The following is a 21,587-nucleotide window of genomic DNA, read 5'->3' as shown; positions in this document are numbered from 1 at the left end:
GGTGACCCGGCCGAATCTCCCCTCTCGACAGAATGAGGAATCATGCGCGTCGCACCACGCGTTCTCGTCCGCTTCGTCGCCCCGGCGGCAACCGCCCTCCTCGCCACGCTCGGCGCCGCTCCCGTGGCCTCGGCGACGCCCGCGCGGACCTCGGCCGAGGTCTGCGACAACATATGCGTCGACGGGGTGCGCGCGGCCACCCACGACGGCTACGACCGCGTCGTCTTCGATCTGGGCACAGGCACCCTGCCGGAGGTCACCGTCAACCAGAGCACGAGCCCGGGCTACGGACTGCCGAGCGGCGAGACGGCGAACCTGGCCACCACCGGCAGTTCGTACCTGTTCGCAGACCTCCACCCGGCCCGCACCGGCGACTACACGGACACCAACCCGATCGTGAAGCCGTTCGCCCTGCCCACGGTCAAGGCCGTCCAGTACCTCTACGAACTGCACTCTCAGCCGTTCTTCGGCATCACGCTCGACGGCCCGGTCTCCCACTACGACGTCTTCACCCTGACCGCCCCGAACCGCGTGGTCATCGACATCTACCGTTAGTCCCCGGGGCCTTCCGCCGGTTCCTCCGGCAGGGCGGGGCACGCGTCGAGCCGACTGCGGTGCACGGCCGTTGTGTCGTTCAGAGGGGAGGGAATCTCGTATCGGTAGCAGACCGCTTCCGGGCTGTAGCCGACGACGACACGGATGGTGGAGCGTTCACGCACGGCACTCCACCGCCCGCCGGCCGCGTACGCGAGCTCGGCGTCGGTGAGGGTCCCGTCCTCTGCCGCCCTCTTCAACCGGTACTCGGCAAGGCCGGACTTCTTGCCGAGCAGTTCCTCGGGCGGTGGGTCCGGCCTTTCGAAGAAGCCGGTGACGGCCACGGTGGTGGCGACGCAGACGGCGACGAAGCCGAGGATCACCGCGGATATGGCCAGGGCCGCGCACCCGGTCCCACGGGACCGGGTGCGCGTAGTGGGTTCCTGTGTCACCGGGTCAGGATCCCGTATATCCGACCGTCGCCCGACGACGTCCAGATCCGGTCCGCCGAGTCCTGGTATCCGTCGCCCAGCACAGCACTCCGGCTGCTGGCGGGCACCACCGACGGGCGGAGGCCCGTCACCACGGTGTCACCGGCCGCGGACCAGCCCTCGGCAGCGCGCGTGGGCACGGGCTCGGCGGCGGACGCCGGCGCCTGGACCAGCCCCATCCCCGTGGCGCACACGGCCAGGCCGATGACGGCTCTGCTCCTTCGGCGTATTCGGTGTCTGTGCTTCGGCATGTGTCTCCTCCGAGCAGTGCGATATCCGGCCGGACCATATGCAGTCACCTCGCGCGGTGGTCCTCCCCTACGCGACAGCCGCGTACGCGCCCCAGACCCGTCACGCACGTGCTGCCGATCCACGTGTCGGCGTCGAACCCGTCCTCACGCAGAGTGGTGACGGTGCTGCACACGTACCCGTTCTGCTCCCAGCCGGCCAGCACGTGGAATCCCGTGCCGTCACCGGAGGTGGCGAGGGCCATGTCTTGGACGCGGTGTACGCGCCGCCGAGCAGCTCGGCACGGTCCTCCATGCCCATCTTGCGGGGTTTTCACATGGCGTCCGGCAGGCTCTTTCCGGCCAGAACGGCATCGTCGGTGATCTGCGGCCCCCGGGCCTTCGCGGAGGCGGACAGTAAGGAGCCGAGCATCGCCGTCGCTATCACCACCACACTTCTTCGCTGTCTTATGCGCACCGTCAAGGATTTCTCATCTCTGATCCTGCGCGCCGACCTCAGCGAGGCTGCTGCACTCACGGAATCCACCCAGAAGTTCCGGGTGGATCCACAACGACCCGGCCAGGAATTCTCATCCGCTTGAGGCGGATGCCTGCGCCGTCAGTGGCGTAGCGCCGCGACGGGGCGGTCTTCGGGCCGGCGGAAGCTCAGTACTCGGTGACTGAGTCGATATAAATCTTCGGATCGTCCGGATTCTTACCATCGGGGAAGTTACCCATGACGGTGGTGGTGCTTCTTCCCGTCTGACCGGGTGCCACGTTCGGAAAGTCGAAGTTCGTGGACCTCACCCATTCCTCGCCATCACCCAAACTGATGGCGACCTTGAAATTGAGTTTCGAACCCCGACTATTGGTGATATTACAGGCGACGCTGAATCCGAGTTCGCTGCGGGTGACCCGAACCTCGACGTCTCCCAGCGTGACGATCTTCGTCTTCCCCGTACGACTGACAACCGGCGACGGCTCCGGGCTCTCATCCGGCCCTTCCTCCGGACTCACCTCCGCGGGCGGAACGCTCGGTGCACTGCTCGACCCGACGGGGGCGGGCAGCGACGAGCTCACGGTAGGCGGCGGTGCAGAAGAGGGCTCGGCCCTAGAACACCCCGTGGCCAGCACGGCAACGAGCGCTGCTGCGCCCCAGACCGCGGAGCGCAGCAGATCCCGCCGGAATTCCCTCAGTTGCATGCGCCGACGGTCAGATAGTTGTCAACGACGACCGTGGTGCCGACCTTCATGTAGGAGTAAGCCTGCCCGCAGTATCCGCGGTTCTGATAGAGGGGCCCGGCGTAGCTGCTGAAAGTTCCCGAGTCCTCGACGTCCGCGGTGGACGTGTAATTGTCGGCCAGCTTGAGCCGCATCGGATGCGCGACTCCGGTGTCATTGAAGAAGACGGCGCAGATCGGCTTGTCGTAGTAGCTGCTCCCCGTGGTCTTCCCGTTCGTCCAGGTGTACGTGGTGCCATATGTTCCGTACCGGGCCGCGCTGACGGAAATGGTGTATCCCGTTCCGCAGGCATTGGCGGCGGCTGCGGCAACCTCCGCATCGGCCGCAACGATGCTCTTCGTCGTATCACTCGCCTGCTTGTCGACCGTTATCCCCTGAATAGTCACGGTCGCGACCGGCGCGCCGCCCGTCGAGGCGGTTCCGTCGGCCGCCGACGCGGTGGGCGCCGCCAGGGTTGCGACGAGGAGGGCGGCAGAGATGCCGGCAAGCCCTGTGGAAAACTTCATTTCTCTCCTAAATGTAAGCACCATGTGATCTTGGCGTGCAGAGAGTATCGCATTGAGCGTGCATGTTGAGGGGTTATTTTCCGCCGCCCTCGAGAAGAAATGAGCATTTGGCATCTAATTCAGCATTCTGCTGGATATCAATAACAAGAGCCTATGCGGAGACAAAAGGTCCCTTCGCCCAGGGCGACGGGGCGGCTGAGCCACGCGCCCGAGGCCTCTGGAGTGACGGGATGGCGGGGGCGTGTGCCGGGACGGCGCGACAGACATCGCCGTCTTCGGCAGCTGGGACACGATTCGGCCCTCCGCCGGGCGCACGGGGTCCGGTGCCGGGGGCTTCGCGTGATGGCTCAGAACCTTGCCCGTACGACGGCGCGGACCAGGTCAGGGCTTTGTTGTGCCGACGTGATGTCCGGTTTGCGAATACCAGGCCGAAGGGGGGCGAGGGTGGCGACTGGGGGCGTGGGTGGTGCGTTGGAGGCCGGCGGCAACGGGCTTCGCGCGGCTTGTTCAGCGGCTGCGGCAGTGATGTCGCGTCAGTTCGCCGTCACGTGTGGTGGGTTGTGGGTCCGTACTCGTGGGTGCGGCGTGTAGGGACCGGCACGGCCCTGGCTCGTCGCGGCACGAACGGTGACTGTCGTCAGCTACGGGGCATGAGGCCGGAACGAAGTTGCCGGGTGCGCTGCGGGGGGTGGGACGTAGTCGGGAGCGGACCGCCGGACACGCCCAGGAGGATGTCCTCGCGATACGAAGGCGCTTGCCGGACAGCGGCAACTTCCGCTGCCCTATCTGGCGAAGGGGGCTCTCGCCGAGTTCAAGGCCATGCAGATGGCCGAGAAGCTCGCGGCAGGGGAGCGGTACGAGGGCCAGGGGTACGTCCTCGTGGACGGTCTCGGCAGGGCGCTCAACGGGCGGCAGGTGCGCGAGCGGGCGTACACGGTCACGGCCGAGAACTCGCTGCGCCGGGTCCGTTTGTACGACGCTCGCGCGAGCGGCCTCACGTACCTGGCGAACAATGGCGTACCGGACCGTCTGCTTGACCGCTGGGCCGGGCACGGCGACGTCCGCACGACCAAGCGCCGGTACGTGAAGCCGGATGTGGAGGATCTACGGCGGGTCGCGGATACGTGGGGAGAACCGGCGAGCGCCCCGGCCCCCGCTCACGGAGCGAATGTGAGATGTGGGAGCGTGAGCGGGTGAGCGAGAAGAACCTTGAAACCCTGCAATACCGCTTTGACGGGCCGGAAGACGCCCCGGTCCTCGTCCTGGGGCCCTCCCTCGGTGTTTCATGGCACATGTGGGACCGCCAGATACCCGAGCTGTCCCGGCACTGGCGGATCTTCCGCTACGACCTGCCGGGGCACGGCGGAGCCCCCGCCCACCCCGCCGCCGCGGTCGCGGACCTCGCCGACCGCCTCCTGGCCACTCTGGACGGCGTCGGTGTCCAGCGCTTCGGGTACGCGGGCTGCTCCATCGGCGGCGCCGTCGGTGCCGAGCTGGCGCTGCGCCATCCGCACCGGGTGGCAGCCCTGGCGCTCGTCGCCGCGTCGCCGCGCTTCGGCACCGCCGACGAATTCCGCCAGCGCGGGGTGATCGTCCGCACCAACGGTCTGGAGCCGATCGCCCGCACCTCTCCGGAGCGCTGGTTCACTCCCGGCTTCGCCGCCGCGCAGCCGGCCATCGTCGAGTGGGCCGTCCAGATGGTCCGCACCACCGACCCCGGCTGCTACATCGCCTCCTGCGAGGCCCTGGCGGCCTTCGACATCCGTACGGAGCTCCCGCGCATCGGTGTGCCGACCCTCGTCCTGGTCGGTGCCGAGGACAAGGTCACCGGCCCCGCCGAGGCCCGGACCCTGGTCGCGGGCATTCCGGACGCCCGGCTCGCCCTCGTACCGGGCGCCTCCCACCTGGCCCCGGTCGAGCAGCCGGCCGCCGTCACCGACCTCATCCTCATGCACTTCTCGACCGCCTGGCAGGACACCCTGGGGTCGACACCCGTACCGCCGTCCCCGGGCTTCGCCGCCCCGTTCGCCCCGGTGGTCCCCATCGCCGAGATCGCGCCCGCGGCCGACCTGCCCGACGCCTCCCCCACGGGACGCGGCGACCGGTACGAGCGCGGGATGAAGGTCCGGCGCGAAGTGCTGGGCGACGCCCACGTGGACGCGGCGGCGGTCGCGTCCGACGGCTTCACCGGCGACTTCCAGGAGCTCCTCACCCGCTACGCCTGGGGTGAGATCTGGAGCCGGGAGGGACTCGACCGCAGATCACGCAGTTGCGTCGCCCTCACCGCGGTGGTCGCGTCCGGGCACCTCGGCAGCCTCGCCCAGCACGTGAGGGCGGCCCTGCGCAACGGCCTCACGCCGGTCGAGATCAAGGAGGTGCTGCTGCAGACGGCCGTCTACTGCGGTGTCCCGGCGGCCGGCGCGGCGTTCGAGATCGCCCAGTCCGTGATCCAGGAGGAAACCACCCCGCCCGCGTAGCAGGATGGTGGCATGAACGCTTCGACTCTTACTCTCACGAAGAACGCCCACTCCTGTGTCCGTCTGGAGCGGAACGGGCAGTCGCTCGTCATCGACCCCGGCGGATTCACCGAGGACGACGCCGCGGTCGGCGCCGACGCGATCCTGGTGACGCACGAGCACCCCGACCACTTCGACGAGGCACGGCTGCGCGCCGGGCTGGAGGCCAACCCGGCCGCGCAGGTGTGGACTCTGCGGAGCGTGGCCGGCCAGCTGTCCGCCGCGTTCCCGGGGCGCGTGCACACGGTCGGCCACGGCGACACCTTCACCGCCGCCGGGTTCGACGTCCAGGTGCACGGCGAACTGCACGCGGTGATCCACCCGGACATCCCGCGGATCACCAACATCGGTTTCCTGGTGGACGGCTCCGTCTTCCACCCGGGCGACGCGCTCACGGTGCCCGACCATCCCGTGGACACGCTGATGCTGCCCGTGATGGCCCCCTGGAGCAAGATCTCGGAGGTCATCGACTACGTCCGTGAGGTGAAGCCGCGCCGCGCGATCGACATCCACGACGCCCTGCTCACCGACCTCGCACGTCCGATCTACGACACGCAGATCGGCGCCCTGGGCGGAACGGACCACGGCCGGCTGGCACCGGGCGACGCGACCCGTCTCTGACCGCGCTGTCAGTGGGAGCGGTTAGGTTGACTGCATGCGCATCGCCACCTGGAACGTCAATTCGATCACCGCCCGGCTGCCGAGGCTGCTGGCCTGGCTGGAGAGCAGCGGCACCGACGTGCTGTGTCTCCAGGAGACCAAGTGCACCCTGGAGCAGTTCCCCGCCGATGCGCTGCGTGAGGCGGGCTACGAGTCCGCGGTCAACGCCACGGGCCGGTGGAACGGGGTCGCGCTGCTCTCCCGCGTCGGTCTCTCCGACGTCGTGACGGGCCTGCCGGACGGCCCGGAGTACGAGGGGGTGCAGGAGCCGAGGGCGGTGTCGGCGACCTGCGGCGGCGCGCGCGTCTGGTCCGTCTACGTCCCCAACGGCCGCGAGGTCGCCCACGACCACTACGCCTACAAGCTGCGCTGGCTGGAGGCCCTGCGGAAGGCCGTCGCCGTGGACGCGGCGGGGGCCCTCCCCTTCGCGGTCCTCGGCGACTTCAACATCGCGCCGACCGACGAGGACGTCTGGGACCGGACGGTCTTCGAGGGTGCCACGCACGTGACCCCCGAGGAGCGGGCGGCGCTCGCCGCGCTGCGAGAGGGAGGGCTCTCCGACGTGGTGCCGCGCCCCCTCAAGTACGACCACCCGTACACCTACTGGGACTACCGCCAGCTCAGCTTCCCGAAGAACAAGGGCATGCGCATCGACCTCGTCTACGGCAACGCCCCCTTCGCGGCAGCGGTGAAGGACAGCTACGTCGACCGCGAGGAGCGCAAGGGCAAGGGTGCCTCGGACCACGCCCCGGTGGTCGTCGACCTCGACGTCTGAGGAAGGGCGCGACAGCTTCGGTGTCAACTTCCGGTTGACGCCCTCCAGCTGTCAACCTAAAGTTGACGCATGACGAAGCCGTTGCGTCCCCAACCGCCGATCCGCCTCGACGATCTCATCGACGCGATCAAGGAGACCCACACCGACACCCTGGAACAGCTCTCCGGGGCCGTGGTCGCCGCAGATCACCTCGGTGAGATCGCCGACCACCTCATCGGGCACTTCGTGGACCAGGCGCGCCGCTCCGGCGCGTCCTGGACCGACATCGGCCGCAGCATGGGGGTCACCCGGCAGGCCGCCCAGAAGCGGTTCGTACCCAAGAAGCCCGGCGAGCCCTCGGACCTGGACCCGAGTCAGGGCTTCGGTCAGTTCGACACGGGGGCCAGGAACGTCGTCATGGGCGCGAGCAACGAGGCGCACGCCGCCCGCAATGACGAGGTGGGAGTCGAGCACCTGGTCCTGGGCCTCCTGGCCGACCCGGCGTCCCTCGGTGCCCGGGTGATCACCGGACAGGGAGTCGCGCTGGAGGCGGTGCGGGAGGCGGCGGCGCTCGCCCTCCCGGCCGCGGCCGACGAGGTCCCCGAGCTCATCCCGTACGACGCCGGGGCCCGCAAGGCCCTGGAACTCACGTTCCGGGAGGCGCTGCGTCTCGGCCACGACTTCGTCGGGACCGGGCACGTGCTGCTGGCCCTGCTGGAGTTCGAAGGCGGCGCGGGCCTGCTCACGGGGCTGGGCATCGACAAGCAGGCGGCTTCGTCGGCGGTCGCCCGCGAAATCGAGGAGTCGGACCCGGTGGCCGGAAGCTAGGGTGACCGATGAGCGCCCGGTGCGCAGGCGACGGATACTTCTTTCTGCAAAAAAGAGGACCCAGGTTCGAATCCTGGCGGTCCGGCTCCGGCCGGACCGTGGTGCAGCGGCCCAGCATCTTGTCTCCGTGGCCGACTTGGATCTCGGGCGCTCATGAACCCGCGGATGCCGCCCCTCGCCGGGGCGGCACCCGCGTCTCCGGGGCGCCTCAGTGCACCGAGAACCCGCCGTCCACGAACAGCGACTGCCCCGTGACGTAGGCCGAGGCCCTGCTCGCCAGGAACACCGCGGCGCCGGCGAAGTCCTCGGCCAGCCCGTTGCGTCCGACCATCGTGCGGGCGGCCAGTGCCGCCACCCGCTCAGGGTCGGACGACAGGCGTTCGTTGAGCGGCGTCATCACGAAACCGGGCACCAGGGTGTTGCAGGTGACGCCGTACGGCGACCAGGCCTCGGCCTGCGAGCGGGCCAGTGACTCCAACGCCCCCTTGGAGACGCCGTACGCACCGCTCTGCACGAAGGCCCGGTGTGCCTGCTGGGAGGTGATGTGGATGATCCGTCCGAAGCCGCGCTCGGCCATCCCCGGCCCGAACCTGCGGCCCAGCAGATGGGGAGCCTTGAGGTTCACCGTCATCGTGGTGTCCCAGACGTCCTCGTCCAGTTCGCTCATGTGCGGCCGAAGGTTGACCCCCGCGCAGTTGACGAGGATGTCGGGCTCGCCGAACGCCGCCGCCGCCTCCTCGCCGGCCGCGCGCACACCCTCGCCGGTACCGAGATCGGCGCTCACCCAGGCCGCCCGGCAGCCGTCGGCGGTCAGTTCGCCCACGGTCCGCACCAGCTCCGCCTCCCTGCGCGCCACGACCACCACCTTCGCGCCGGCGTGTGCGAGCGCCCCGGTGATGCTCCGGCCGATGCCGGAGCTGCCGCCCGTCACCACGGCGACCCGGCCCTCCAGCGAGAAGAGTTCGGAGAGATAGTTCTGCGAGGTCATCCCCGTACCCTAGACAGATGGCCTGATCATGTACGGCACGGGTCCCGGAATCGGTACAGTCGCGCGCCCTGCGGTGCGGAACGCGTCCGGGGTGGGATCCTGGTGGTATGAACATCTCCTTCCTGGACAACTGGCGTAAGCGCATGGGCGGTACACGGGAGACGGCTCTCGCGGCCGCTGTCGCGACCGATCCGGACGGCGTGGCCGAGTTGTTCGCGGAATGTGAGTTGCTGCGCGCCCGGGCGGGGCAGTGCGGCCTCGAACTCGACGACTCTCCTGCCTCGTTGACCGCGCTCGACCAGCTGCCGCCCATCTGGCGGGACGACCCGGAGGAGCTGCCCTGGGTGGGCAACGACGCCGGCCTCTACCTCGGCACCGTGCTGGTACGCACCGTCGACGGGGCCGGCTGGGACATCCTGGCGGGTGGGAAGCCGGTGGTGCGCCTGGCGTCCGGGCGTGAGATCGATGTGGTCGCCGCCGGCCTGGACTGGGCGATGTCGGGCAGTCCCGAGCTCTCGGAGATGTACGCGGAGTCGGCGGAGAGCGGCCCTGCGGCCAAAACGCGATAAACAGCCTTATGAGCCGCCGGTGCGTGTCGCCCCCGGCCGCCCTCTCCACCCCGGATAGTTTGCGCTGACCTCGACACAAAGCGATAAGTGGGTAGGGCAGCGTATGGCCGTCGATCCGTTGATCGAACTGCGGGACGTGAACAAGTACTTCGGGACGTTGCACGTACTGCAGGACATCAATCTCACCGTCGGCCGCGGGGAGGTGGTGGTGGTCATCGGCCCCTCCGGATCGGGCAAATCAACGCTCTGCCGGACCATCAACAGACTCGAGACGATCGAGTCCGGCCACATCGCCATCGACGGGAAGCCGCTCCCCGAGGAGGGGAAGGGACTCGCGGAGCTCCGGGCCGAAGTAGGCATGGTGTTCCAGTCGTTCAACCTGTTCGCCCACAAGACCGTGCTGGCGAACGTCTCGCTCGCTCAGCTCAAGGTCCGCGGGCGCAAGAAGGACGAGGCCGACCAGCGCTCCCGGGAACTGCTCGAACGGGTCGGACTCGCCTCGCAGGCGGACAAGCTCCCCGCCCAGCTCTCCGGCGGCCAGCAGCAGCGCGTCGCCATCGCCCGCGCGCTCGCCATGGACCCGAAGGCGCTCCTCTTCGACGAGCCCACCTCCGCGCTCGACCCGGAGATGATCAACGAGGTTCTCGAAGTCATGCAGCAACTCGCCCGCGAGGGCATGACCATGGTGGTCGTCACGCACGAGATGGGCTTCGCCAGATCCGCCGCGAACCGTGTGGTCTTCATGTCGGACGGACGCATCGTGGAGGACCGCACCCCGGAGGACTTCTTCACGGCCCCGGAGAGCGATCGCGCCAAGGACTTCCTGTCCAAGATCCTCAAGCACTGACGGGGGGCACCGTGTTGCGTACGAAGAACACCGCGGCCGTGCTGGCCTGTCTCCTGATCGCCGCCCTCGCCGCGGGCTGCGGCAGGGAGGGCAGTCCGCCGGTCAAGGGACCGAAGGCGGAGGCGCTGCCCCGGTACACGGTCGACACCGGCTTCCGGCTGCCGGAATCGAAGACCTGGAGGAAGGCCGAGCGGCGCGGTCACCTCGTCGTCGGCGCCAAGGAGGACCAGCCCTACCTCGGCGAGAAGGACCCCGCGACGGGCGTCTACTCCGGCTTCGACATCGAGATCGCCCGCATGATGTCCGCCTCGCTCGGCTTCGAGCCGGACACGATCCAGTTCCGGACCATCGCCTCCGCCAACCGCGAGACGGCGCTCCAGAACGGACAGATCGACTACTACGTCGGCACCTACACGATCAACGACATGCGCAAGAAGCTCGTCGGCTTCGCCGGGCCGTACTACATGGCCGGTCAGGGGCTGCTGGTGCGCACGGACGAGGACGACATCAACGGCCCGCAGGACCTGGCGGGCAAGACCGTCTGCTCGGCCGCCGGTTCCACCCCCTACCAGCGCATCGCCGCCGACTACCCCGAGGCCGACCTCGTCGCCTACGACACGTACTCGATCTGTGTCGACAACCTGCTGACCTTCCAGGTCGACGCCGTCACGACCGACGACGCCATCCTGCTCGGGTTCGCCGCCAAGGCGCCCGACGAGATGAAGGTGGTCGGCAAGCCCTTCTCCGAGGAGCCGTACGGCATCGGCGTCCCGCGCGGCGACAACGCGCTGCGCTTCGCGCTCGACGACGCGCTGGAGGCCAACGAGAAGAACGGCAACTGGAAGAAGGCGTTCGAGGCGACCCTCGGACTCTCCGGAGTGCCCGCGCCGAAACCCCCGCCCATCGACCGCTACCCGGCGAACTGAGGGGCCGGCCACCACCATGGACGTACTGACAGAGAACTTCTCGCTCTACGGCAAGGGCTTCCTCGGCACCCTGGAACTCACCGTCTACGCCTCGATCCTGGCGCTGGTGCTCGGCTTCGTCATGGCTTCCTTCCGGGTCGCGCCCGTCGGCTCGCTCCGCGTGATCGGCACGGTCTGGGTCGCGGTCCTCCGCAACACCCCGCTGACGCTGCTGTTCTTCGCCGTGCTCCTCGGCCTGCCGCGGTTCGGCCTGGTCCTGCCCTTCCAGGTCTTCGCGGTCCTCGCCCTCGGCTGCTACACCTCGGCCTTCATCTGCGAGGCGTTGCGTTCCGGCATCAACACCGTGCCCACGGGGCAGGGCGAAGCCGCCCGCAGTCTCGGGATGTCGTTCAGCCAGACCCTGGGCAACGTGGTGCTGCCCCAGGCCTTCCGGTCGGTGATCCCGCCGGTGGGATCGACACTCATCGCCCTCGCCAAGAACTCCGCGATCGCCGGGGCCTTCAGCGTCACCGAGCTCCTCGGGACGTACAAGACGCTCAACGAACTCGGCTACAGCATCATCTGGTCCTTCGTCTGGATCGCCGTCGGATATCTGATCATCACCCTCGCCATCAGCGCGCTCTTCAACATCATGGAGAAGCGCTGGGGAGTCGCCCGATGAACCGCACCACGACCGCCTCCGCCACCGCGCTCTACGACATCCCGGGGCCCGTGACCCGTAAGCGCCACTTCCTCTACGGGATCGTCTCGACCGTCGTGATCCTCGCGCTGTTCGGCTGGATCCTCTATCTGCTCTTCGACACGGACCAGTTCACCAGCGAGAAGTGGACTCCCTTCACCTACAAGGGCATCCAGGAACTGCTGCTGCGCGGGCTCGGCAACACGCTCAAGGCATTCGCCTTCGCGGCGGTCCTCTCCCTGGCCCTCGGGGCGGTACTCGCCGTCGGGCGGCTGTCCGACCACAAGCCGGTGCGGTGGATCGCGACGCTGCTGGTCGAGTTCTTCCGGGCGATGCCCGTGCTGGTGATGATCTTCTTCATCTTCGTCGCGCTCAAGGTCCAGCCACTGCCGGCGCTGGTGGCCGGACTGACCCTCTACAACGGCTCGGTGCTCGCGGAGGTCTTCCGCACCGGGATCAACTCAGTGGAGCGGGGGCAGCGGGAGGCGGCCTACGCGCTGGGCATGCGCAAGACGCAGGTCACCACCCACGTCCTGGCCCCGCAGGCCGTCCGGGCGATGCTGCCCACCATCATCAGCCAGCTGGTGGTGGCGCTGAAGGACACCTCCCTCGGCTATCTGATCACCTACGAGGAGTTCCTCCACGCGGGCAAGCTGATCGCGTCGAACCTCGACTACGACCTGCCGTTCATCCCGGTGGTCATGGTGATCTCACCCATCTACATCGGCATGTGCATGTTGCTCTCCTGGTTCGCCACCTGGGTGGCCAGACGGCAGCGGCGCAATCCGAAGACGGAGGGGACGGGGGTCGGCGCGGCCGAACCGGGGACCGTGCTGCCGGGCCGCCTGGGGTAGCCGCCGTGGCGTCCGCCCGGCAGCAGCCGGTGATCACTCCTCGCACCGCGCAAGCGGGACGCGGCCATGCCGGGTCCGGTGCCAGGAGAAGGTCAGCTGTGTGCCGGCCGGGCCGCGGCCCTGACGAGGACCGGCGAAGGCGCACCGGGGCGGATGGTGACAGGCCCGGAACCCGTGGGCGTGGAGAGCGGCTCCATGCCCGCGGGACACCCTCCCGGCGCCGGTCCGTGCAGAGATGAGGGGGCGTCGCGGAACAGACTGCCGGGGCCAGGGCGGCCCCTCGTCGCCCGTCGGACGAGGGGCCGCCCTGGCCCCGTGTGCGGGTAACCGGCGGTGAAGGACGCCGAGGAGCCGGCGTCGGCGGCGGGTGCCCCGCGGGGCGCGGCCGGGCCGCCCTGACAGGGGGAGGCTCAGAGACGGATGATGACCAGCGCCGTGTCGTCGGTGCTGCCTGTGGGAGGCAGGAGGTCAGCCAGGAGTGCGTCGGCCAGTACCTCCGGGGCCGACCGGCCGTGGAGGACGAGGGCATCGGAGAGACGGGCCAGGCCGACGTCGATGTCCTCGTGACGGCGCTCGATCAGGCCGTCGGTGTACAGCACGAGCGTGGCGCCCTCGACGAAGGACACCGTGGCCTCCGGACGGCGGACGTGCTCGGGGCGGGCGCCCAGTGGCGGATCGGTCGCCTGATCGAGGAAGGTCACGGTGCCGTCGGGGGCAAGCAGGGCGGGGGGAGGGTGGCCCGCGCTGCTGTACACGACGGTGTGGGCGGCCCAGTCGATGAAGGTCTTCACCGCAGTGGTGGACTCCGCACCGTCGACGTGGCGGGCGTAGAGCCCAAGAGCCTCCAGCGCACGAGCCGGGCCTTCGGCGACCCGGGCGGCCGCGCTCAGCGCGCTGCGCAACTGTCCCATGACGCAGGCCGCCTTCAGGCCGTGGCCGACGACGTCGCCCACAGCGACCGCGATGCGGTCACCGGGCAGGTCGACCAGGTCGTACCAGTCACCGCACACGTTCAGCGTCCCGACGGCGGGCTGATAGCGGACTGCCGCCCGGTGGTGGCCGACCGGGGTGGGGGCGGGAAGCATCGCCTCCTGCAGGGCGAGGGCGACCTCGCGATCACGCGCGTGAGCCCGCCGCAGCCGTTCGTTGATCTGCTGAAGCTCCTGGGCGCGCGTGTAGAGCTCGGCTTCCAGTACACGCGCTCGGTCGTCGTTGTCCGGCCCGCCGCGGGCGCGCGCCTGGATGAGCTCGGTGACCTCCTCGACACGGTGCACGACCAGCAGGACGTTTCCGTCCGCGTCGAGCACGGGTGCGTTGACCGGGCTCCAGTAGTGCTCCACCCACCGGCCGGGCCGCTCGCGATCCTCGATGTCGTAGCGCACCAGGGCCATGGTGTCGCGCTCCCCGTCGGCCACCACACGCAGCATCGACTCCCGGGTCTCCCGCATGCCGGCCGCGGCCGGATCGTTGGGGTTCTCGGGGAAGACGTCGAAGATGTACTGGCCCAGCAACTGCTCGCGGGTGCGTCCGGCCAGCCGGAGGAAGTCCTCGTTGGCGTCGGCGTACACCAGCTCGGGGGTGAGGAGCGCCACCATGCCCGGGAGGGCGTGGAAGACCGCCGCGTAGTCGATCTGCGGTTCCCTCATGGTCCGTCCGCCTCGGTGCCGGTCTGTACTGTGCGGTTCCACTTTAGGAGGAGCCGGGCCGCCGGGCGCGGGATCGACCTCCCCGGAGCCCGGGGATTCACCCTGGCCGGCCGGTGCCGGAGCGCGACGCGAGCGGGGCCGCGGGAGGGCGACGAGGGCCGGGAGCAGCCCGCCAGGACCACCCCCCGGCTCCGGATGCGGTGCCGGCCTCCCGGAGCTGTTCTTCCAGCGGGGCGTGCCGCCGTCCGGGGTGGACGCGCGCCGACGGGCCGGCCGGCCGAGGTCCGGCGGGGGCCGGGGCGGATCCCTCGTGATCCTCGTCGACGACGTCGACACCGGCACGAGCACCGCCACCACCCGGCGCTGTCTCAGCCCCGGCTGCTCCTGCGGCACCGCCCCGGCGGACGACTCGCGGGCCTTCGCCCTGCTGCCGGGCGCCGACGCCTCCCTCACGTGGCGCGCCTCCGGCTCCGGAGGCGGCCGTCGTGCCGTCCCGGATGTCAGCCCGCGGCCCGGTGGGAGACGGGAGCCGCCGTCGGCAGCGGGGCCTGGGCGGCTCGTGTGACGTCGCCGATCAGCTCGACCACATCGGGGCCGTACGCCTGGGAGTTGACCACCTTGAGGAGCAGGACGAAGGAGCTGTTGCGGTGTTTGCGCTGAAGCTTCTCGTGGTTGCGCATCAGGTAGCGCGAGGCGGCCTGGTTGGTGATGGCGCGCTGCCCGCAGAACAGGAAGACGGGGCGCGCGTCCTGACCGCCCGTCAGCCGCGCGAGGAGCACGTGCTCGGCGGCGCCCGCCTCCAGGCGGTAGCGTTCCGTACCCACCTGGAAGGCCGCACGGTCGGGCCCGGGCTCGGGGCCCGTGTTGATCCTCACGCCCGGCAGCAACTGCTGCAGGTGCGCGGCCATGCGCCGGTTGGACCCGGGCCCTCCGACACAGAACTCCGTACGCTCGCCGAACCCCTGCTGGGCGGTGTCGTGGGACACGATCTGCGCGTGCGCCGAACAGCCCTTGATGAGGGCCGAGAGTTCGAGCAGGGCGAAGACGTCGTGGCGGTGGACCGCGCCGTCGCCGCCGGCGTCGCGGTTGACGACGAGCAGGCACTCGGAATTCCCCGGCAGTCCGAAGAAGGCCTGCTTGCGGCGGAGCTTGCGCCGCCAGAGATACGTACGGGCGAGCCAGCCGAGAGCGGCACTGATTCCGGCAGCTATGAGACCGAGCGCGATGTTGCGTACGTCGTCATTCATGAGCGGGCATAGTAGCGGTCCGTTCGGACACCTGGCCGAGGCGGTCCTGACGATCCGGCCGATGCGGGGCTACCCTGCGCGGACGATCCCTCACAGGAGGTACGGATGCGTCGTTCCGTCGGCCGGAATGTGTCGTTCCTAAGCGCGATCGCCGTCATCGGCTCGCTCGGTGCCGCAGCCCCCGCGGCCTCGTCGCCCCACGTGCCACCGCCCAAGTCGCCTGTGGCGGTGGGGTACGGGGGAGCGGTGTCGAGCGTCGACGCGGACGCCTCGGCCGCAGGGATCGAGGTGCTCCGCAAGGGCGGCAACGCCGTCGACGCCGCCGTCGCCACCGCTGCCGCGCTGGGAGTCACCGAGCCCTACTCGGCGGGCATCGGGGGCGGTGGGTACTTCGTCCACTACGACGCCAGGACCGGCCGTGTCGAGACCCTCGACGGGCGCGAGACAGCCCCGCGCAGCGCCGACTCCTCGCTCTTCCTCGAGGACGGGCGGCCGATCCCCTTCAACGACGCCGTCACCAGCGGACTGGGGGTCGGCACCCCCGGCACGCCGGCCACCTGGGAGAAGGCGCTCGACGCCTGGGGCAGCAAGCCGCTCGGGCGGCTGCTCGAACCGGCCGAGCGGCTGGCCCGCGACGGGTTCGTCGTGGACGAGACCTTCCGGTCCCAGACCGCGGCGAACCAGGACCGGTTCGCCGACTTCCCCGCCAGCTCCGAACTCTTCCTGCCCGGCGGCCGGTTGCCGGTGACCGGCTCGGTGTTCAAGAACCCCGACCTCGCACGTACGTACAGGACGCTCGGCCGTGAGGGAGTCGGCGAGCTGTACCGGGGCGACCTCGCCCGGGACATCGTGTCGACGGTGAGGAAGCCGCCCGTGGACCCGGCGGCCACCCGAGTGGTGCGCCCGGGGGATCTGAGCGCCGCCGACCTGAAGGCGTACCGCGCGCTACGCCAGGACCCGACGAGAGTCGGCTACCGGGGCCTGGACGTGTACGGCATCGCGCCGTCCTCGTCCGGGGGCACGAGTGTGGGGGAGGCCCTCAACATCCTGGAGTCGACGGACCTTTCGAAGGTGAGCAGGACGCGGTATCTGCACCGTCTCATCGAGGCGAGCAGGATCGCGTTCGCGGACCGGGGGCGCTGGGTCGGCGATCCGGCGTTCGAGGACGTGCCGACGCGTGAACTGCTCAGCCAGCGCTTCGCCGACTCGCGCGAGTGCCTCATCAAGGACGACGCGGTCCTCACCAGCCCGCTCGCGCCCGGCGACCCGCGGGATCCCGCCCGCTGCGCCACCGGGGGCACGGCCGCCCCGACGACGTACGAGGGCGAGAACACGACGCATCTGACGACGGCCGACAAGTGGGGCAACGTCGTCGCCTACACCCTGACGATCGAGTCGACGGGCGGCAGCGCCATCACCGTGCCCGGGCGGGGATTCCTGCTCAACAACGAGCTGACCGACTTCTCCTTCGCCCCGGCGAATCCGGCGGTGCACGACCCGAATCTTCCCGGCCCGGCCAAGCGCCCGCGGTCGTCGATCTCGCCGACCATCGTGCTGGAGCGGGGCAAGCCCGTCCTGGCCCTCGGATCGCCGGGCGGCGCCACCATCATCACCACCGTCCTGCAGTCGCTGACCGGGCATCTGGACCGGGGTCTGCCGCTCGTCGAGGCGATCGCGGCGCCACGCGCCAGCCAGCGCAACTCGGCCACCACGGAGATCGAGCCGGGCCTGTGGGACAGCCCGGTGCGCGGGGAGCTCGAGGCGCTCGGCCACGTGTTCAAGGCCAACCCGGAGATCGGGGCCGCCACGGGCATCCAGCGGCTGCCCGGCGGGCGCTGGCTCGCGGCAGCGGAAAAGGTGCGGCGCGGTGGGGGCTCGGCCATGGTGGTGCATCCGAGCGGACGTCCGTGACGGTTCGCCGCTCGCGGGTGCTCCGGGTCCGGTTCGACGCTCCCGCGCGTCGTGCCGGCCCCGGAGCCGTGCGGCGGCCGGGCCCTCGTCCGGGCCGCGTCGGCAAGGGAAGGCCCGTCAGGGGCCTCCGTGTCCAGTGAAAGGGCGTCTTCCACGGTGCGTAAGCGCATGCCGGTCCTCGTGGCGCTCCCGGGTGCCGTCGTCCTCGCCGCCTCGGCCCTTCCCGCGTCGGCCGAACCACCCGCCGGAACCCCGGACGGGGGCACGGTCGGTGCCGCCGAACTCCTGGCGGAGGTGAAGGGCTGCGACCGGATCTCCCACGGGATGTACCGGACGGACCAGGGGACCCCGGCGAACATCCCCGTGTGCGGGACGAAGGAGACCGTGTTCTGGAAGGCGGACATGGACATCGACTGCGACGGGCGGACCACCGCCGTCTGCAACACGAGGACGGACCCGTCCTTCCAGGCCCAGACCGCGTTCCAGACATCGGCCGGCAAGCCGCTGGACTCCAGCAGGCTGCCGTACGTCGTCGTGCCAGGCCCCGGGCCGCTGTGGAAGTACTCCGCGTCCGGCATCGAGGGAGGCGCCCTGGCGGCGGTGGTCTACCAGGGCAAGGTCACCTGGGCGGTCGTCGGGGACACCGGCCCCACCGGGATCATCGGGGAGGCGTCGTACGCGACCGCGCGGGAGCTGGGGATCGACCCCGACCCGAGGACCGGGGGGACGGCGTCAGGGGTCACGTACATCCTTTTCCGGAATTCCAAGGTGTCGCCCGTCGAGGACCACGCGGCCGCCGTCGCGGAGGGCGAGTCGCTCGCCCGGAAGCTCGTCGCGGGGAGCTGACGCGGAGGGCGGGCCGGGAAAGCGTCCGTGGCCGCCGGGTCCCGCCGGCTCGACGCGCACCCGGGCGGCACCCCGGCCGGCCTCGTTCACCGCCTCGACGGACATGTCCGCCCACCGTCGCATCCGGCCAATTACTATACCGGCCCAGCCGGTATTAGAATGACGGCATGGTACGGAATCCACTGACCCCCGAAGAGCGGCTCCGCGGTGAGCGCCTCGGCGAGCTGCTGCGTGAGGCGCGGGGCGGACGCAGCATGGTCGCGGTCGCCGCGAGCGCGGGCATCTCCGCCGAGACGCTCCGCAAGATCGAGACGGGCCGGGCCCCCACCCCCGCCTTCTTCACCGTGGCGGCGCTGGCGGCCGCCCTGGGCCTGTCGATGGACGAACTGCTCACGCGGTGTGTACCGGTGGCCGGGCCGGTGCCCGGATCCCTGCCGGAACCGGGGGAGCTGCCGCTCACGGCATAGGGCCGAGTAGGGTCACGCCCGTGACTCTCCAGGATTTCGCCCGCAGTGAGTACGTCAGTCTGACCACGTACCGGAAGGACGGCACGCCCGTCGCCACGCCCGTCTGGGCCGCGGCGGACAGCGGTGTGCTCTACGTCTGGACCCGTTCGGACTCGTGGAAGGTGAAGAGGCTGCGCAACGACAGCCGGGTCCTGGTCACGGTCTGCGACATGCGCGGCCGGATCGCGGACGGCGCGCCGAGCGCCGAGGGCACGGCCCGGCTGCTCGACGCTGACGGGACCGCCGCTGTGCGCAAGGTGCTCGCCCGCAAGTACACGTGGAAGTTCTGGCTGGTCGATTGGCCCGCCATGGTCGCGCGGCTCGGCAAGCGGCCCCACACGGGGATCGCCGTCACTCTCTGACCGGGGCGTGCCCGCACCGCCCGCGCTCCGGCCGCACCACGCCGGAAAAGCCCCTGTGGTCCATCTGTAACACGCCTGCGGTCGAATGCCCGCGGACTGGAACGGTCCAGTCCCGGGCGACCGGTGAGGGCGAAAGTGACAGTGCATCAGTATGCGGCGGAAGTAAGGGCGTTCGCACAGTACCTACGAGGCCTGGCGGCCATGCTCGATCCCGGGCGGGGCTGGTACGGAGTCTTCCGGGCGCGCGACCCCGAAGGCATGCGTGCCTGCTTCGACGGTGCCGAGGTGCCTCCCTGGGACGTCGTCGAGTCGCTGCTCCAGGACCTCGCCGCGGCGCGCGGCACCGCGTTCGCCGCGCAGGAGTCCGTACAGGCCGCCGCGCTGTGCGCCGCCTCCGCCGCCGCGCACGACAGGCGACCGGGTGGGCGGCAGGCCCTCGTCGACCGGTTGGGCGTGATGCTCCAGGAACAGTCGTACGCGGCCCGGCGGATGCGGGCGGCCGGTGCCGACGGCACAGGTGCGGCGGACGGGGAGACGGAAGCGCTGGCCTGGGCGCGGGACGACCACGTCCGTGCCACGGCCCGCTGCGTGGAGCTCCGTCACCGGCTGGCCGCGGTCGAGAGGGCGGTGCCGGACAGCTGGTTCCGGGAAGAGGGACACGCTGACGCTCCGGACCCCCACGGCGAGCCGTCCGCCCCCGGTCCCCGCCGCCCGGAGGAGACCGGGGCCCACCGGACGCGCCCCGGCCCGCAGGCGGAGCCGGTTGCGGTGAAGAGGCGCAGGAAGACAGGCGGAGCGCGCTTCGCGGGCCTGGACGTCGAGGACGAGACACAAGCGGACCCGGTCCCTTCGGACGGGCCCGCGCTCCCCGCGCCCTCGGCGGCCGCCGCCGTGCCGCGCGGGGCGCGCTTCGGTGCCGTCCGTGCCGACGGGGCGGCTCCGCGGTTCCCGCGGGCCGCGGAGCCCGACCCCGCCGTACGCAGGGCCGCGGAGGCCACCGTCGCGCTGCTCGTCCGGCTTCGCGCGGAGGGCCGCACCGGTGAGGCGCACGCCGCGCTGTGCGACGCTGCCGGCCGGCCGGCGGAGCACCTGCCGGTCCTCGCCGTGGCTCTGCACCACGCCGGTCTGGGTGCCGACTGGGCGACCCTCCTGTGGGAGGTCTCCTCCCTGCCGCCCGCCGAACTTGCGGCCGCAGCCGGGGCGTTGGCCGCAGCAGGCCGCGACGAGGACTGCGGGCAGCTGCTCCGGCAGGGGGTCGCCCGGCCCGCCGAGGAGATCGCCGATGCCGTCGTCGCGCTCGACCGCGCCGGACTCGGGCCGGAGGCCCGGGAACTGCTGGGGGCCTTCGTCCGCGTACGGACGCCGCAGGACGCTGCCCGTGTCGCCGAGGGCGGGCCGCGCCACCTGGTGCCCCAACTGCTTGCCGCCGCACGCGAGGTGTCCACGGCACGGGAATGGGACCTGGTCCACGCCCTCAGGGTGGCCGGCATCGCGGCACCGTAGGGGCGCCGCGTGTCGTGGTCCTCCTGAGGCCGCTGCGGCAGGCCGGGGGAGCGCGTGACCGGTCAGACGCCGCCCAGGAGGCCGCCGAGCAGACCTCCGACCAGGTCTCCGAGGGGGCCTCTGCCCGACGACGTCTCCTCGGGTTCCGGGACCTGGGCGTCGTCACCGTCGTCGGCGGGGGGCTCGGAGCCGGCGCCGGTCCCCGGGAGGTGGGAGGGCTCCGCCGTCGGCGAGCCGCCGCTCCCCGGGCCAGGTGCGGGCGGCCCGGACGCCGAGGCCCTGGGGGGCGTCGCCCTCTCGGCGTCCACCACGGGGATGTCCGACGGGCCGGCGGACGCGCGGCGGGGCTCGGAGTGGGGCTCGGCGCTCCAGGACGGTCCTGCCGCGGCGAGTGTTCCCGTACCTGCCGTCCCGTCGGCCGCTCCGGGAGACGCTTCGGGAGACGGGGAGGCCGAACGGCCGCCGTCCGCGGCCGGTGCCGGCCGCGGTCCGGTCTCGCGGTCCAGGCCCATCGCCCGGGGCAGCCGCAGGAAGGGCGCGCCGGCATCGCTTCCGATGAGCGTGGCGACCAGGGTCGCGGCGTAGCAGGCGCAGCAGAGCGCGGCGACGGTTCCCGCCCGGCGCCAGGTACGGCTGCGCCGTCCGGTCAGGTCGACGAAGACGGGCCCGGTCGACGGGGTGGAGGCGCGAGGGGCGGTCCGCCCGCCGGACGGCGTCGACGGAGAGTCCGTGGTCTCCCCCGGAACCTCGTCGCCCGGAGAGCCGGCGGGGCGGAGCGCGTCCGCGGCGCTGCCCGCGGCCGCTTCGTCGGTGGTCCCTTCGTCCGTGGTCGCTGAGGCGTGTTGTCTCCGGCGTTCCCGTACCTCGTTCGCCGGCGCACTGGCTATGCCCACGTACGTCTCCCCTTCGTCCGCCTGTCGGGCCGCATGCCCGCAGGGCCATCCG

The 21,587-nt window shown here is 70.8% G+C and carries 26 protein-coding genes and 1 tRNA gene; 18 read left to right on the top strand and 9 right to left on the bottom strand.

Features of this window, described 5'->3' with window-relative positions; all coding sequences use genetic code 11:
- Window positions 1-42: 42 nt before the first annotated feature.
- Window positions 43-555, top strand: a complete 513-nt coding sequence (locus ACIRJR_RS18020) for a hypothetical protein (protein WP_403781135.1) — start codon at window positions 43-45, stop codon at window positions 553-555.
- Here ACIRJR_RS18020 and ACIRJR_RS18015 read toward each other — a convergent pair.
- The 3 genes from ACIRJR_RS18015 to ACIRJR_RS18005 are packed head-to-tail and all read right to left on the bottom strand — an operon-like array spanning window position 552 to window position 1,518.
- Complete coding sequence (locus tag ACIRJR_RS18015; protein WP_403781132.1) at window positions 552-986, bottom strand: hypothetical protein; 435 nt, start codon at window positions 984-986, stop codon at window positions 552-554. The genes ACIRJR_RS18020 and ACIRJR_RS18015 overlap by 4 nt on opposite strands.
- Entirely contained in the window at window positions 983-1,276 is a 294-nt protein-coding gene (locus ACIRJR_RS18010; RefSeq protein WP_403781130.1) for a hypothetical protein, read from the bottom strand. The genes ACIRJR_RS18015 and ACIRJR_RS18010 overlap by 4 nt, the downstream gene beginning before the upstream one ends.
- Before the next feature lie 44 nt (window positions 1,277-1,320).
- A complete protein-coding gene (locus tag ACIRJR_RS18005; protein ID WP_403781127.1) occupies window positions 1,321-1,518 on the bottom strand; it encodes a hypothetical protein in 198 nt (65 codons plus the stop codon).
- Window positions 1,519-1,566: 48 nt separating this feature from the next.
- Between ACIRJR_RS18005 and ACIRJR_RS18000 the strand changes: the two genes are divergently transcribed.
- The gene (locus ACIRJR_RS18000) at window positions 1,567-1,854 is read left to right on the top strand and encodes a hypothetical protein (protein WP_403781124.1); all 288 of its coding nucleotides are present in this window, start codon (window positions 1,567-1,569) and stop codon (window positions 1,852-1,854) included.
- 64 nt (window positions 1,855-1,918) lie between these two features.
- Here the strand turns inward: ACIRJR_RS18000 and ACIRJR_RS17995 are convergent, their stop codons facing one another.
- Both ACIRJR_RS17995 and ACIRJR_RS17990 read right to left on the bottom strand, forming a co-directional pair.
- Window positions 1,919-2,455 carry a hypothetical protein gene (locus tag ACIRJR_RS17995; protein ID WP_403781121.1) on the bottom strand — a complete coding sequence of 179 codons (537 nt, stop codon included), beginning with the start codon at window positions 2,453-2,455 and terminating at the stop codon, window positions 1,919-1,921.
- Window positions 2,446-3,000 carry a hypothetical protein gene (locus ACIRJR_RS17990; protein ID WP_403781118.1) on the bottom strand — a complete coding sequence of 185 codons (555 nt, stop codon included), beginning with the start codon at window positions 2,998-3,000 and terminating at the stop codon, window positions 2,446-2,448. The genes ACIRJR_RS17995 and ACIRJR_RS17990 overlap by 10 nt, the downstream gene beginning before the upstream one ends.
- Before the next feature lie 825 nt (window positions 3,001-3,825).
- Between ACIRJR_RS17990 and ACIRJR_RS17985 the strand changes: the two genes are divergently transcribed.
- From ACIRJR_RS17985 to ACIRJR_RS17960, 6 genes are all read left to right on the top strand, one after another.
- Window positions 3,826-4,197, top strand: coding sequence for a hypothetical protein (locus ACIRJR_RS17985; RefSeq protein WP_403781115.1), 372 nt, complete (start codon window positions 3,826-3,828; stop codon window positions 4,195-4,197).
- On the top strand, window positions 4,176-5,477 hold the full coding sequence (locus ACIRJR_RS17980; protein ID WP_403781112.1) for an alpha/beta fold hydrolase: 1,302 nt from the start codon (window positions 4,176-4,178) through the stop codon (window positions 5,475-5,477). The genes ACIRJR_RS17985 and ACIRJR_RS17980 overlap by 22 nt, the downstream gene beginning before the upstream one ends.
- Window positions 5,478-5,489: 12 nt before the next feature.
- Window positions 5,490-6,137 carry an MBL fold metallo-hydrolase gene (locus ACIRJR_RS17975; protein ID WP_403781109.1) on the top strand — a complete coding sequence of 216 codons (648 nt, stop codon included), beginning with the start codon at window positions 5,490-5,492 and terminating at the stop codon, window positions 6,135-6,137.
- 34 nt (window positions 6,138-6,171) lie between these two features.
- Window positions 6,172-6,951 (top strand): exodeoxyribonuclease III, encoded by a 780-nt coding sequence (locus ACIRJR_RS17970; protein WP_403781106.1) that lies wholly within the window; start codon window positions 6,172-6,174, stop codon window positions 6,949-6,951.
- A 69-nt stretch (window positions 6,952-7,020) separates the two neighbouring features.
- Window positions 7,021-7,758, top strand: coding sequence for a Clp protease N-terminal domain-containing protein (locus tag ACIRJR_RS17965; RefSeq protein ID WP_403781103.1), 738 nt, complete (start codon window positions 7,021-7,023; stop codon window positions 7,756-7,758).
- Window positions 7,736-7,843 (top strand) — tRNA-Cys (locus ACIRJR_RS17960). Before ACIRJR_RS17965 ends, ACIRJR_RS17960 begins: the two co-directional genes overlap by 23 nt.
- A gap of 123 nt (window positions 7,844-7,966) precedes the next feature.
- On the opposite strand, the gene ACIRJR_RS17955 is transcribed toward ACIRJR_RS17960, so the two are convergent.
- Window positions 7,967-8,746, bottom strand: a complete 780-nt coding sequence (locus ACIRJR_RS17955; protein WP_403781100.1) for an SDR family NAD(P)-dependent oxidoreductase — start codon at window positions 8,744-8,746, stop codon at window positions 7,967-7,969.
- Between the two features lie 107 nt (window positions 8,747-8,853).
- Here ACIRJR_RS17955 and ACIRJR_RS17950 point away from each other — a divergent pair, with 107 nt between their 5' ends.
- The 5 genes from ACIRJR_RS17950 (at window position 8,854) to ACIRJR_RS17930 (ending at window position 12,621) form a co-directional block, all read left to right on the top strand.
- A complete protein-coding gene (locus tag ACIRJR_RS17950; RefSeq protein ID WP_403781097.1) occupies window positions 8,854-9,315 on the top strand; it encodes a DUF6278 family protein in 462 nt (153 codons plus the stop codon).
- Window positions 9,316-9,418: 103 nt separating this feature from the next.
- Window positions 9,419-10,162 carry an amino acid ABC transporter ATP-binding protein gene (locus ACIRJR_RS17945; protein WP_103514416.1) on the top strand — a complete coding sequence of 248 codons (744 nt, stop codon included), beginning with the start codon at window positions 9,419-9,421 and terminating at the stop codon, window positions 10,160-10,162.
- A gap of 11 nt (window positions 10,163-10,173) precedes the next feature.
- On the top strand, window positions 10,174-11,088 hold the full coding sequence (locus tag ACIRJR_RS17940) for a glutamate ABC transporter substrate-binding protein (RefSeq protein WP_403781093.1): 915 nt from the start codon (window positions 10,174-10,176) through the stop codon (window positions 11,086-11,088).
- Between the two features lie 16 nt (window positions 11,089-11,104).
- Window positions 11,105-11,749, top strand: coding sequence for an amino acid ABC transporter permease (locus tag ACIRJR_RS17935; RefSeq protein ID WP_403781090.1), 645 nt, complete (start codon window positions 11,105-11,107; stop codon window positions 11,747-11,749).
- Window positions 11,746-12,621: an amino acid ABC transporter permease gene (locus tag ACIRJR_RS17930; RefSeq protein ID WP_403781087.1), complete on the top strand. Its 876-nt coding sequence runs from the start codon at window positions 11,746-11,748 to the stop codon at window positions 12,619-12,621. Before ACIRJR_RS17935 ends, ACIRJR_RS17930 begins: the two co-directional genes overlap by 4 nt.
- Before the next feature lie 410 nt (window positions 12,622-13,031).
- Here the strand turns inward: ACIRJR_RS17930 and ACIRJR_RS17925 are convergent, their stop codons facing one another.
- Window positions 13,032-14,267 (bottom strand): PP2C family protein-serine/threonine phosphatase, encoded by a 1,236-nt coding sequence (locus ACIRJR_RS17925; protein ID WP_403781084.1) that lies wholly within the window; start codon window positions 14,265-14,267, stop codon window positions 13,032-13,034.
- Window positions 14,268-14,767: 500 nt separating this feature from the next.
- Window positions 14,768-15,514: a hypothetical protein gene (locus ACIRJR_RS17920; RefSeq protein ID WP_403781081.1), complete on the bottom strand. Its 747-nt coding sequence runs from the start codon at window positions 15,512-15,514 to the stop codon at window positions 14,768-14,770.
- Window positions 15,515-15,619: 105 nt separating this feature from the next.
- Here ACIRJR_RS17920 and ggt point away from each other — a divergent pair, with 105 nt between their 5' ends.
- The 5 genes from ggt (at window position 15,620) to ACIRJR_RS17895 (ending at window position 20,642) form a co-directional block, all read left to right on the top strand.
- Window positions 15,620-17,425 (top strand): gamma-glutamyltransferase, encoded by a 1,806-nt coding sequence (gene ggt / locus ACIRJR_RS17915; RefSeq protein WP_403781078.1) that lies wholly within the window; start codon window positions 15,620-15,622, stop codon window positions 17,423-17,425.
- A gap of 168 nt (window positions 17,426-17,593) precedes the next feature.
- Window positions 17,594-18,271, top strand: coding sequence for a glycoside hydrolase family 75 protein (locus ACIRJR_RS17910; RefSeq protein ID WP_403781076.1), 678 nt, complete (start codon window positions 17,594-17,596; stop codon window positions 18,269-18,271).
- Window positions 18,272-18,438: 167 nt separating this feature from the next.
- On the top strand, window positions 18,439-18,738 hold the full coding sequence (locus ACIRJR_RS17905) for a helix-turn-helix domain-containing protein (RefSeq protein WP_403781073.1): 300 nt from the start codon (window positions 18,439-18,441) through the stop codon (window positions 18,736-18,738).
- 20 nt (window positions 18,739-18,758) lie between these two features.
- Complete coding sequence (locus ACIRJR_RS17900) at window positions 18,759-19,139, top strand: PPOX class F420-dependent oxidoreductase (protein WP_403781070.1); 381 nt, start codon at window positions 18,759-18,761, stop codon at window positions 19,137-19,139.
- 135 nt (window positions 19,140-19,274) lie between these two features.
- Window positions 19,275-20,642 carry a hypothetical protein gene (locus ACIRJR_RS17895; protein ID WP_403781067.1) on the top strand — a complete coding sequence of 456 codons (1,368 nt, stop codon included), beginning with the start codon at window positions 19,275-19,277 and terminating at the stop codon, window positions 20,640-20,642.
- Window positions 20,643-20,704: 62 nt separating this feature from the next.
- Here the strand turns inward: ACIRJR_RS17895 and ACIRJR_RS17890 are convergent, their stop codons facing one another.
- Window positions 20,705-21,535, bottom strand: a complete 831-nt coding sequence (locus tag ACIRJR_RS17890) for a hypothetical protein (RefSeq protein ID WP_403781064.1) — start codon at window positions 21,533-21,535, stop codon at window positions 20,705-20,707.
- Window positions 21,536-21,587: the final 52 nt, after the last annotated feature.

This window comes from Streptomyces sp. NPDC102402, from assembly GCF_044765765.1.
Taxonomy (GTDB): domain Bacteria; phylum Actinomycetota; class Actinomycetes; order Streptomycetales; family Streptomycetaceae; genus Streptomyces.
The sequence above is the reverse complement of the archived record's forward strand: the minus strand, read 5'-3'. Positions and strand labels throughout refer to the sequence as shown.